We start from the raw sequence: 11,475 nt of genomic DNA on the forward strand, positions 1-11,475 counted from the left end.
GCCGACCTCACAAAATCGCGGCAGCCTTGGTCAGGAACCAGATAATGATCACCACCAACAGAGCCCCGATGCCGACTACTGCACCCAAGTCCTTCCAGGTCTTGCGCTGGTTTTGCACGTCGGCATAGACGGTCAGCGAGTGCCAAGCCACACCGAGGAATGCGAGCAGGGCGATCAGCAAACCGAGCAGGATGCCGCCATCGTAGGCGTAGTTTTTAATCGTCTCGATTAACCCGGAACCTTCACCACGTGAAGGGGCTTCCATGGTCGGTAGCTCGGCAAAAGCTAAGCTTGGACCGAGCACCAGCAGCAGACCGATCAAGCGCTGGCTCGCGCGATCACGCAGGTTGTTTTTTAGGGGGACAAAGCACTTGAGCATGACGGCGATCTCCGGTTTTAGGACAGGGTGAAGAACATCAAAACCAGCAAGGTGAGAAGTACGCGTGCGGCACTTCCGCCAAACGCGCCGAAGCGCACACTGCCGGTCGCCCAACCCCGATAAGCCGTCCACATCACCCAGGCACACCAAAGCAAAGCCAGGACGAGAACCAGGGAAACCCACAGCGTCGAAGTGCTCTGCGCCGAAAAGCCGGAGGCATTTTGGAAGGCAGCGGTCTGGGAGTCGGTCATGCTCATGGCGAGGGCTCCGCAGGTGGAGTGTCGAGGCGGTAAACACCCACCAACTCACCAGGATCGCGAGGTTGAGCACGGGTGGGGGAGAGATAGCCCTGTACACCTTGGCGGATGCGCTGGATGTCCTCAGTCAGGCGGGGATAGTCGAAGCGGTAGCGCTCATTCGGTTGAGCGTTGCTGGATTTCTCGGCTTGAGCGGATAGGCGTTCGATAGTGTCGAGTTGCTGCTGGACTAGGCTGAGTTGACTTTGCTCGTGGGTATCGGAGGCAAACGCGCTGCCCTGAGCAATAGGCAGTATGAGTAGTAAGACATTACGACAGATGATGGTGGGCATGATGCTGATCCATATGAGGGCTGGATTGAGCATCGAGTCAAAGGGGAAGTATTTCAGTAATAAATTAGAAGCTTGGGATGTCGCTTTTTGTGGATTACATCCGGTTGATATGGCCTTGCTGTCGTAGCACGCCTAGAGTAGGAGACGTGAAACAGGCGATAGTCAGTATTACAGCTGCCTATAGGCTCACTGCGAGTCTTAAATGCCGCGAAAAACTGGATCAAAAACTCCAAGAGTTGATCAATAATTTGTCATGATGTATCGCCTTGCTTAGGCGCTTTAGCGAATCCAAACGGGGTGTTGTACATAGTCAAGGGAGCCTATTGCAGACACCTACGGTCACGATAGCCTCACGGCTGTTTAATGGAGTGATCATAAAGGTATTTGGCGCTCAACCAACCCCAAAACGATTTTAGACTTGGTCACTTGCCTATCGATGTCACGAATTTTCACGACATTATCGCCCATTCGCTTTCCTGTTCCGATCTGACCAACTGCAGATTCATAATAGGCCTGGATTGACTTTTCGGAGTAGCCTGTAGACTTCAAGCCAGCATCTTTTGCCACCTCGCCCATTCTCTCCTTGACGATACGAGCTGTGTCGGTGACGGTATTGTCCCTGGCAAGATCCCAAGCCCACAGGCCTACGATCTTGTTTTTGACTCTATTCCACTGTCCAACAACACATGGCTTGTACGCGAAATCAGACATGAATCGCGATCCAGTAAACGCTTGAGAAGAAAAACGATAATATCCTCCTTGTTCAACAAACTCGTTCATTAACGCAATTCTTAGCTTACGCAGGGACTCATCAATGTTGTCAGGCGTCTGATTTGTAGGTATGGCTAATACTAGATGATTTTTTAACTCTGATCCTTCGATAACGATTTTATGCTGCCCACCCCCAAGAATCTGGATGTTCGATGAGAAGTGAGTGACCTCATTCGCGGCAGTGCTCACCAGAGGGGCGAGATGCTCATCGCAGTAGGATTTTTTGCTATGTAACCAGAGAGCCTCCTTTCTGAACTTTTGGGCATCAAAATAAACGTCGTCCAACCCATGATAGGCTTCAAGAAAACGCTTAAAAATAACATCTCCTGGAGCGTAGTTTGTCACCCCAAAAAGGCTGTAGTATTTAAGGTAGTTATATTTTTTTTCAAATTCAGTTATGAATGGCTCCCATTTTAGCAAAGCGCTCAACAATCGATCGATAATTTCACTACTCAGAAAGTGCTTGGCAATATCGAACGAAGAGTTGTCCGCCAACTCATCAAGCAATGCTTGGCTTTTTATACCGTGTTCGCCCTGGCATAAGACTTTTCGATTTTTTTTAAGCTCGACAAAACGAAGGCATCCCATTAATGCTGAAACTCTACTAGCCTGAAAAGGTTTTGTGGATATCGTGAAACCTGCGTCCTTTAGAATGTCATCCAGCTCTTTTCGACATGACATAAGCTTTGTAAATTCGGTGGGGCTCTCTAGCCTTAATCGTCGAATGCAATATTGCTGCACTATGATCTCGTCGATTTTTTTCATGTCATTCATATGAATGACACTTTGAGTTTTAGCCTGATTGCCGCGAGGCTTAACAATATTTCTTTCTATCATTTTCTAATGCTCATTTAGGATCTGCAGCCTCCCAACCGGGCCTTTCGAGCCGGTTACCGGGCGGGATAGTCGATAGGTTATCTAAACCCACAAACAGGTACGTGGAGACGATACCTCAACGAGTTCGATCATGCGCCCCATACCTTGCCACGCATGAGGTATGGGGCGATCTGGACGTTAACGACTGGTAATTTTGGCTATGCCGACAACGTCGTCGGCCTCATACATCTGAAGGTGATTGTAATGGTAATGAATACTCTGCTCGATACGGTACGCGCTCCAATGGGAACCGCTCGCCTCCTTGAAGGACACAGTACGCTCCAACGTGCGCGAGATGCCAACCTAACGTGCGAACAAATTCGTACCGTTTTCCCCGACGTCGCCGATTGCGCCGACGAGGCGATTCTCGGCTTTGTAGAAATCGGTCACCGGCTGATCACTGGCGATGCACGCTTCAAAGGCTTGGCTTTCACTGCTCCGAGCTCACCAGCCTCCGCAGATCCGAGCCCAGCTTTCTAGGTCGTACTCTCATCATCAAACATATTTTTTGAACGTTGCCGCCGTGATTGCTGTTGTCAGGCCCAGCAACGCGGCGCACGGCAAAAAAATGGCCATGGGATTTAGTGTAAAAGGCAGAGACAGATAAATTATCCAAGGCACGATCAGCATTGGTATGACTGCTCGCTTGGCGCGGTGATAGACAAAACTGCTTTCTCGCCCGGCTCCAAACTTACGCAGGTCGCGGCGCATCAAACCATCGACAAAACCGGTGAGCGTGGCCAACAAAAATAGTGGTGTGGCCAGGACCAGAATGGTCAGGCGCACCACGAAGGTAAAGGTCACATACACTGCAGCCAGCACGAAATCCTCGACGCTCACGTATAACTGATTGGTCCAACTCCAGAAGTCGTTGCCCTGGCTCGACACCCGCGCTTGCCGGGCAAAATCCGCAAAGCCCGTCTTGACCAGCAGCCACTGATTGAGGAAATCCAGTACTTGAACGATCGTTTGCCCGGGTTGTTGGAGGATGAGTGACGCTTTGAAGTGCTCGCTGAGCCATCCCAATTCACAGGTCAGCATAGCCTGACTGTGCCGCCAGCCCTGATCGCCCCAGAACAGTAGCAGGCCTGCGAACTCGATGAGGATCGAGAACAGCAACGAGGCGATCAGCAAACCGATGATGCGTAAAACCAAGCCAATCGCCGAGACGATCAACCCTGGGCGCTGGATCGGTTGTGGCGGCGTGTTCTGGGCGGAAGTCGTCATCGTTCACTCCAATGAGTTGCAGAGCTGATGTCGTCACGATGTCTTCTGGATAGTTTCTGCTGAATCAAAACCTGGAGCGGAGCCGGCTACCCCACCTGATCCAGATCGAAGTTGGTTGTTGGGCCGCCACCGCTCGCACTCCACCACTGCCCGGCCTGCTCGTTATAGGTGGCCCGCATTCGCTGGGTAAGCTCCTGCAGGTCCTTGGGCATGACATCGTCGTTGGAGGGCTTAGGCAAAGGCATGCGCACTTTCCAGAGCTGCCCACCGGCCTGGAAGGAGAACATTTGTCCCTTGGGCAAGCTGACGATATGCGCGGGCTCGATCAACGGCACGCTGGTGCTGCTGACACAGTCCTGTGAGGACGAGGTGAAGTCCGTGTTGGCCTCAGGATCGGAGGTGTCAGTGGCCCCCGACACCAGGGTTCTGGTTAGCACGTTGACCTTGGGCAACTGCTGGGTGAGCAGCTCTGCGGTGGCGGTCTCGCGTACACGGAGCATCTGCAGGGTGTTGAAATTGCCGATCACCTGGCCGGCCTTGGCACGATTACCAATGCGCGCTTCGATATCGCTGAGGGTCTGGGTGTAGGCAGTTACCTGGATACCGGCACCGCCGCCTTTATTGATCAACGGGATGAATTCATCTCCCATCAACTCGTTGAACTCATCGGCGTGCAGATTGATCGGTAGCTTGTCACTGCTGTTGCCCGATGGGGGCAGGCCATGGTCGATGCCGTGTTTATAGATGTGTCCGGCGACCGAGACCAAGTCGGCGAACATGGAGTTGCCCACAGCGGCGGCCACCTCGGCGTCGGTCAACGCATCCAGACCGACGTAGACGATGCCGCGCTTGCGGATGATTTGCATCCAGTCGAAGATTGGCCGCGGGTCATCTAGGTCGGTGTAGTTGGGGGCCAGCAGTTGGGCGGTCTTGCCGGTGGTGAGTTTCTCCAGCAGCGGCAGTAGCGAGGCAACTATTTTGTCGAAGTAAGTACGGTCATATCGGACCGCCGAACGCAGCCCGTCCATTACCGGATCAAATACCCGTTTCGCCGCCAGGTATTGTTCGATGGCCACCACGCGCTTTTCGCGTCCCACCATATGTCGGGGAATGTTCTTCTCGGTGAGCTTGCCTTCAAGCTGGACGATCACTTCCCACGCCTTCGGGTCGGACTTGGCGAAAAACTGCTGGGCGTATTCGATGAACAGTGCGTCGATGTTGACCACATGCCGTTGGATCTGCAGGTAGTCCGGCCGCCGGCCCAGTTCGATCAAAGCCCGGGCAATGATATTGACGAAGCGCCAGGCGAACTCACGGAAGGCCGCAGAGTTACCCTCACCGCTGAGCTGCCCAGCAATGCGTGACGCCACTTCCGAAATGCGTCCAAAACGTCCCACCGCGTTGTAGCGCGCGGAGATCTCCGGCCAGCCCAGATGGAAAACATAGAATTCCTTCTCCCGACCAGCGCGTTTGGCTTCGACGTACATCCGTTTGAGCAAGTCGGCATCACCCTTCGGATCGAAGACGATGACCACCTCATGTTCGATGCGATGAATGTCCTGGGTGATGTACACCTCGGCGAGTCGCGTCTTGCCGACACGGGTAGTGCCCAGCACCAGGGTGTGCCCGACCCGCTCGCCCAGCGGTAGACTGACCTCCGTTTCGTCGGGCTCGACCCCATGCAACAGTGGCGAGCCACCGACCGGGGGCAAAGGGCGCAACGGATTGAAGGCACTGTCCCAGGCCGTGAGACGGGCCAGTGTCGAAAGCGGAAACGGTGCATGCTCCAGGCGCCGTTCGAGCCCACGGGCCAGGCGGTAGCTGAGTGGTTGATCGACATAGTGAGCGACCGCCGGATCCTGGGCCTCGACCAAGCGCTGGGTGTGCAGGCGGGCCCAGCGAAAACCGCGCCCCATGAACAGACGCTTACGACTGACCGGAATCTGGCGGCTGGTCAGTTCGTAGCGGGGCAGTCGGCGGATATTGCGCCGATAACGCAGCACCTCCCAGGCTTGTTGCAGGCGGATCAGGCCGAACAGGGCATAAGCCAGCGCGGCAATCAACCCGATGTCGGGTGACAGGGCCACAGCCCAGGGCGAGTATACGCAGAGCATCGCGGCCGCGATGCAGATCGCTACGGTGTACAGCTCCACCGCGGGCCGGAGCTTGGACTCCATCGCATGCTCGGCCATGACCTGGGCTCACTGTTCCAGTGAGGTGGCGGTGATCAAGATGGGATAGTGCTCGATCTGCAGGCGGGTGGCGATGTCGTTGCCGTTGACCGGCAGGATGGTGATGCCCGGAGCGGCTGCTCGAATCCGGGCCAAGGCTTCAGTAGAGGCCACTTCGACGGCGAGGCCGGCCGCACCCATTTCCTGCAGTTCAGCCGCGCGTTGACGCAGCCAAGTCAGCGACTGGGGATCGTCACCGACCAGGAAGAATGGATGCAAGCCAGGCATGTTCAAGGCGCGGGGCGTGACCGGGCCGGGGCTCAGCCGAGAACTGCTGACCGGCAATATCCAGTTCTCATTGGCAAACGTGGACAGGTCCGCATGCACAGCCCGGTCAGTCTGAACTCTGTTATTTATGGGCAGGACCGTGGTTTGTAAATAGGATTGGGTGCCGTCGCCAGCCGGATCCCTGACTACGGATGGTTTCGCCTGGGCGGCAGGTGCCAAGAACAGGATGAAATAACAGGTAAGGAATATTCGCGTCATGGCGGTGTGCCCTGTTTGAAGGAAACCATCAACCGTTCGAGTTGCCGGGAAAAGCCGGCGCGGTAACGCGCGGCCGGCGTCCCTCCTGCCGGGCGGTGATAGCGTCCGGCAGCTGACACCCAATCACCGGTGGCGGCGTGATGCTCCTGCAGCAGCGCGGCGGTCACGGCGAGATTTCGATAGGGGTCGAGGGCATCGCAGGGGCTGGAAAAACGTTGTCCGTGATAACCCAGATTGGTTTGCCCAAGACCGACATCGACCCGTTTGGCGTCATGTCGGGCGAGGGCCTGAAGCAAGGCTTGACAGGCTGCCGGGCGAGTGGCGAAGCGGTAGGGTGTTCCAGCGATGTTCAGGGTCCAAGGCCAGGGCAGCAGTCGACCCCGGACTCGGATACCACTCTCCTGCAGGGCAATCGCGAACAGCACCGTAGAAGGGATGTCGGCGTTATGCGCCGCCAGTTGGTAGGCAGGAGGCGGAAGTTCGTCAGCCTGGACTGCGAATATCGTCAGCATGAGCGCAAGAACACTCAGTCGAGGCGTTGCCATTGCCCATGCACCTGTTGGAGTGTGGCAGGCAATGGTCCCGGAGCCCCCAGGCTGAACCAGCGACCACGGTCATGGTTTAGGGTGATCTGCCGGCGTTGCACCTTGGCCGGATCAATGTCCGCTTGCCGAGCCCAGCTACGGACGCGTTCATCCTCGCCTTGGCTGCCCACCAAGTAGATATCGAACGTCGTGTCACTGATTTGCAAGCGTTGTGCTTCAGTGATGCATGCCGAACAGTGGTCCTCCACAAACAGGGCTGGGCGCGACGCGACCGATGAGCTGGTAGGGGACGAAGATGCCATGCCTTGGATCGGCAGCAGCCCGGGAAATAGTTTGGTCCAGGCCGCGGTGTAAGCGTTTTGGTAGGCCAATTCACGCTCGGCGCGTTTGGCTTCCAGCGCAACTTGTAATTCGGCATAGCGCTGGCGCGCTTGGTCGGTTTGAGCCTCGACTCCGAGTGCGGTCAACGGATCAAGGTTCGGGCTCCAGAAACCGCGCGGGCCGGCTTGGATCTGTTCGAAGCGTGTCCACTCCTGCTCCGTCAGCCCCCAGCTTGCCGCCTGTTCAGAGTGCGAGCGCCCTAGCGGAGCGGACTGTGTGTCCTGGATCCGTGACTGTGTCGTGACGGGGTTGCCAATCGCAACGCCCGTGATCAGTAGTGAAACGAGACAGACGACGGTGGGCAGTAGCGCTCTGTTCATGATCGCTTCTCAAGGGAGGTGCACGGTCTGGTCTGGATGAGCGTCCAACGCGAAGATGGCTGAGTTCGGCTCCAGTATTTTCAGGCGCCAAGCCCCTTGCTGCTCACCACTATGTAGCAGCCGGACATCCGTGAGCGAGCGACTGTCATGCGGTGCGACCGCCAAAAAACGCTCGCCGCCGCGGGACTCGATACTCAACACTGAGAACGGTGGCGAAAGCGGGGCGGGCTTGGGGCGAGCGGCTTTTTTCGGTTTGGTTGCGGAAGGCGTCGGCGGTGGGGGGATGGCTGGGCCCTGAGGTCCGGGAGTTGCCGCTCGACCTGTGCAAGGCGTGCGCGTAGCGCTGCCATATCTGCCGCGGTGGCGCGGGCTGCCAGACCATCGCGCAGTTCCTGTATCTCTTGCGCCCATTGATCCAGCATGGGATCGAGGGTATTGGCTTGCTGCTCACCGGAATCGACCATCTGCTTCAGGTCTTTCAGCGCGTACTGCAGTTTTTCCTGGGCGTCCTTGAGGGCGCTTGAATCACGTTGCAGGGTGTCCAGGGTTTGTCGGTATTGCGTGCCCGTGCTCTGCAGTTCTGTCATGCGCTGGTACTGGTTATACACACCACCGCTCAGCCCGGCGACCGCCAGGCAAAGGAGCCCGATGGTGAGGGTTTGAAACGTTAAGGCTTTCATGGCCGTGCCTCCGACTGATGGGGCGAGACGGGTGTGATCAGCGTGACGCCGACAGCCGTTTTCTGCTGTTCGAAGCAGACCGAACGGCTGACTTCATCGGTCGTGAGTTGCCAGGCCGGGCCAGCCAGCACTTGTAGCGCGCTGCGCAACGGTATCGGGCCGAGCCGGTAATGGGCTGCGGGCAGAGACCGGGTAAACAGCACCTTCACTGGCTCGGCGGCAGGGCAGAGCGAATAGCCCGAGCGCTGCAGCACGTAGTGCATCGCTTCCTGTACCGAAGGATTCAGGTTGGACGGGATGCTCACGTCAATGATTTGAGCGAGAAGATCGCGTTGTTCCGTGGTGGGCTCGGTGCTGACCAGCGTATAGCGGCCATAGCGCAGATCTCCCGGATGGCTTCTTTCGGCTGTGCCCGTCGAGAGCTGCGCCTGATTGGAGCCACTGTCGTTCTCTGGATGGGTCGGCATTGGGTTGGGGATTTGCGCGGTGCAGGCGCTCAACAAACCCAGCAGGCAGACAGGCGTGAAAAAACGCTCCATGGAAGAAACCTCATGTCAGATTCAGTACAGAACCTGACATGAGGTAAAGGAGCGATTCAGTGAGAAATTTGATTCAAGGTGGGTCGTGTTAACGCGCACGTTGCTATTCATCGAAAATGGCGAGCCCATCCAAAACGGTAGCGTCGGGGTCGAAGATCAACAAGCGCACATCCGCCAACGCCGCCAGATACAGTACGTTGACCAGGGCTTCCGATGTGCCGGCGTCGAGCTGCTCTTGCCTTAGCGATGAGTAAGGACGCCCCTCGATCTTCACCAGGTTATCGTCGGTCCAGGGCGTGCCGATCAGTTTACACCCGACGCCATTGCAGTCTGTCAGGGCAAAGGGTTCGAACAGCAGACCGGTTGGTCTAGATTCGAAATTGCCACCCCGGCTTTCCAATTGGCGTAATGCTTTTTCAGTGAGGTGTGCGGTACTGATCTCCCAGGCTCGACTGTAGTGTCCCGTTTCGAAGCTCATGCGATGAACCATGGCTTGGGCTTCTTCCAGAGAGTACAGGTCACCGACGTGATGGCGTTCGTTGAGCACTTCGCCAATCACGGCGTAGATCACTTGGCGCACCAGCCCGGTGGACGGGGAGCGTTCATCCAACTCATCCGCAATGGACTGGCCTTCGCTGATCAGAGCGAAATCGTCATTGAACAGGCAGGGGAACAGTTGCAGTTCATCGTCGGGCAGATGAGCCTGTGAGTCGTGCACGGGGCGAAAGCAGGGAGGGCAGTCGTTTTCGTAGGTGATCAGTAGCAGCCGTTCGATATGCAGGTTGTCGTACCCGCGAGCAAATGGATTTGAGGCCGTCAGCAGGGCTGGGGCTTGGTGTGAGGGGTTCATGAGGGTTCTCCAGAATGAAAACGAACAAGGCGCCCGAAGGCGCCTGTGAGGGTTAAAGCCAGCCATGTTCGGCCAGGGAGAGAGGACGACCTTCACCGACGATGAAGTGGTCCAGTACGCGCACTTCGATCAAGGCCAAGGCCTCCTTCAGCCGTGCGGTCAAGACGCGATCGGCCTGGCTGGGTTCCGTACACCCTGAGGGGTGGTTGTGAACAAAAATGGCGGCCGCAGCGTTATGCGCCAATGAGCGTTTAACGACCTGTCTGGGGTAGACGCTGGCGCCATCAATGCTGCCGTGAAAGAGGACTTCGAATGCCAGCACCCGGTGCCTGGCATCGAGAAAGATCACACCGAAGACTTCATGCTCTTGTGGCGCAAGGTGCAGTTTTAGGTATGAGGCCACAGTGTCAGGCGACGTCAGGTCAGGACCGCGGGCGAACAGCCGACGATCCAGAATATGCAGTGCTTCGTCGATCACCTGGTTTTCTTGGACGATACGATCAGCCTCGAAAGCCGAGGTCTCAATCAGTGTGAGTTGGGTGCTCATGGTGGTACCTCCGAAGGGAACAATCAGGGGTACACGCCCGAGGGGAGTGGTGTCCCCGAGGTGGATAAAGAGTCGCGTTTATTAGCCGATGACGCGCTGTTTACAGCCGAGTGAATCGGTGGCGTTGTCCGTGCAGGTGTGAGTCACAACCGTCGCAGGGCAATGGGGAGAAGGCTTTTATTCCCCGACCGGTTTCGGGATCGAAGTCGGCACTCATGGGCATTAAGCGAACCAGTCCAAGATGAATGCCGGCGATGCGTTTCTCGATTTCATCCGTCGTGTAGTAGAGCGATAACGTGCTGTAGTCCTCGTAAGCCGCAGCAAACAGGCAGTCGTCGCAAAGCCAGAAGGATTCCATGTTGACTCTCCTGTGCGGATTGAAGGAAAGGCGCTCGATTGAGCGCCTTGATGTAAAACATCGTGGATTGTTCAGGCGGACTGAACAGTACGCGTGGTGACACGGCGGGCCGTGCGGAGAGTGGGTGGAGATTCAGGTTCAATCCTGGACTCTGTTGGGTTGCCGGTATCTTCAGCTTCGGCATCAGCCGACGTTGGGGAGGACTCACTGTTTGGCGCTTGCTCAGCAGGTGCTGTTGCTTCCTGCCTGGCGGGCGCTTTGTACTCGAACGTGCCGTTGACCTTGATCCAGTCGATGAACAACAAACGACCTTTCAAACTGGCGCCCGGTTGACCTTGCTTAGCGCCTTTCTCGTAGAGAAACGGATCGATCCACAGGTCGCCGATACGAAACGACAGCAAGACCTTTTTCTCGGCTTTGACGGCGTCCATATAGAGACGAATCAAACGATCAGCTTCGCCTCCAGCGACCTTGCAGTCGAAGCGGGTGTACTCCACCGCATCGGTGACACCGTGCAGGGCGGCGATATCGCAGGCCATGAATGGCTGGCCGCGGCGGACTTGTACTTCACGAACACGGTTGAGGTAGCCGATTCCGACGGTGTGCAGGTTGAAGTAAGTGGTCGCTTCTTGGGAGTGGTTGGCGTGGGCCATGGTGGTTCTCCTGTTTCAAGGGAAAACGGCGACGCACAATCCC

14 protein-coding genes and 1 pseudogene are annotated in these 11,475 nt (G+C 56.6%); all 15 read right to left on the reverse strand.

What is annotated here, in order from left to right; all coding sequences use genetic code 11:
• Positions 1–7: 7 nt before the first annotated feature.
• Positions 8–379: a TIGR03745 family integrating conjugative element membrane protein gene (locus ACZ5M5_RS04255; RefSeq protein WP_065950720.1), complete on the reverse strand. Its 372-nt coding sequence runs from the start codon at positions 377–379 to the stop codon at positions 8–10.
• A 17-nt stretch (positions 380–396) separates the two neighbouring features.
• Positions 397–636 carry a TIGR03758 family integrating conjugative element protein gene (locus ACZ5M5_RS04260; RefSeq protein ID WP_464738669.1) on the reverse strand — a complete coding sequence of 80 codons (240 nt, stop codon included), beginning with the start codon at positions 634–636 and terminating at the stop codon, positions 397–399.
• Entirely contained in the window at positions 633–968 is a 336-nt protein-coding gene (locus ACZ5M5_RS04265) for an integrative conjugative element protein, RAQPRD family (RefSeq protein ID WP_464738670.1), read from the reverse strand. Before ACZ5M5_RS04265 ends, ACZ5M5_RS04260 begins: the two co-directional genes overlap by 4 nt.
• A gap of 372 nt (positions 969–1,340) precedes the next feature.
• Positions 1,341–2,576, reverse strand: a complete 1,236-nt coding sequence (locus tag ACZ5M5_RS04270; RefSeq protein ID WP_464738671.1) for a hypothetical protein — start codon at positions 2,574–2,576, stop codon at positions 1,341–1,343.
• A gap of 534 nt (positions 2,577–3,110) precedes the next feature.
• A complete protein-coding gene (locus tag ACZ5M5_RS04275; RefSeq protein WP_464738672.1) occupies positions 3,111–3,842 on the reverse strand; it encodes a TIGR03747 family integrating conjugative element membrane protein in 732 nt (243 codons plus the stop codon).
• An 86-nt stretch (positions 3,843–3,928) separates the two neighbouring features.
• On the reverse strand, positions 3,929–6,034 hold the full coding sequence (gene traD, locus ACZ5M5_RS04280) for a type IV conjugative transfer system coupling protein TraD (RefSeq protein WP_464738673.1): 2,106 nt from the start codon (positions 6,032–6,034) through the stop codon (positions 3,929–3,931).
• A 9-nt stretch (positions 6,035–6,043) separates the two neighbouring features.
• On the reverse strand, positions 6,044–6,559 hold the full coding sequence (locus tag ACZ5M5_RS04285) for an integrating conjugative element protein (protein ID WP_464738674.1): 516 nt from the start codon (positions 6,557–6,559) through the stop codon (positions 6,044–6,046).
• Entirely contained in the window at positions 6,556–7,104 is a 549-nt protein-coding gene (locus ACZ5M5_RS04290; RefSeq protein ID WP_464738675.1) for a lysozyme family protein, read from the reverse strand. The genes ACZ5M5_RS04285 and ACZ5M5_RS04290 overlap by 4 nt, the downstream gene beginning before the upstream one ends.
• On the reverse strand, positions 7,086–7,805 hold the full coding sequence (locus tag ACZ5M5_RS04295; protein WP_464738676.1) for a TIGR03759 family integrating conjugative element protein: 720 nt from the start codon (positions 7,803–7,805) through the stop codon (positions 7,086–7,088). The genes ACZ5M5_RS04290 and ACZ5M5_RS04295 overlap by 19 nt, the downstream gene beginning before the upstream one ends.
• Before the next feature lie 9 nt (positions 7,806–7,814).
• Positions 7,815–8,485 (reverse strand): annotated as a pseudogene (locus tag ACZ5M5_RS04300) (chemotaxis protein).
• Positions 8,482–9,024, reverse strand: coding sequence for a PFGI-1 class ICE element type IV pilus protein PilL2 (gene pilL2 / locus ACZ5M5_RS04305; protein ID WP_464738677.1), 543 nt, complete (start codon positions 9,022–9,024; stop codon positions 8,482–8,484). The pseudogene ACZ5M5_RS04300 and the gene pilL2 overlap by 4 nt, the downstream one beginning before the upstream one ends.
• Positions 9,025–9,127: 103 nt before the next feature.
• On the reverse strand, positions 9,128–9,874 hold the full coding sequence (locus ACZ5M5_RS04310) for a DUF5983 family protein (protein WP_464738678.1): 747 nt from the start codon (positions 9,872–9,874) through the stop codon (positions 9,128–9,130).
• A gap of 52 nt (positions 9,875–9,926) precedes the next feature.
• Positions 9,927–10,421 (reverse strand): RadC family protein, encoded by a 495-nt coding sequence (radC, locus tag ACZ5M5_RS04315; protein ID WP_464738679.1) that lies wholly within the window; start codon positions 10,419–10,421, stop codon positions 9,927–9,929.
• Between the two features lie 100 nt (positions 10,422–10,521).
• A complete protein-coding gene (locus ACZ5M5_RS04320) occupies positions 10,522–10,779 on the reverse strand; it encodes a hypothetical protein (RefSeq protein WP_464738680.1) in 258 nt (85 codons plus the stop codon).
• Between the two features lie 71 nt (positions 10,780–10,850).
• Positions 10,851–11,432, reverse strand: a complete 582-nt coding sequence (locus tag ACZ5M5_RS04325; protein ID WP_464738681.1) for an STY4534 family ICE replication protein — start codon at positions 11,430–11,432, stop codon at positions 10,851–10,853.
• Positions 11,433–11,475: the final 43 nt, after the last annotated feature.

The organism is Pseudomonas sp. Van50 (assembly GCF_055390755.1).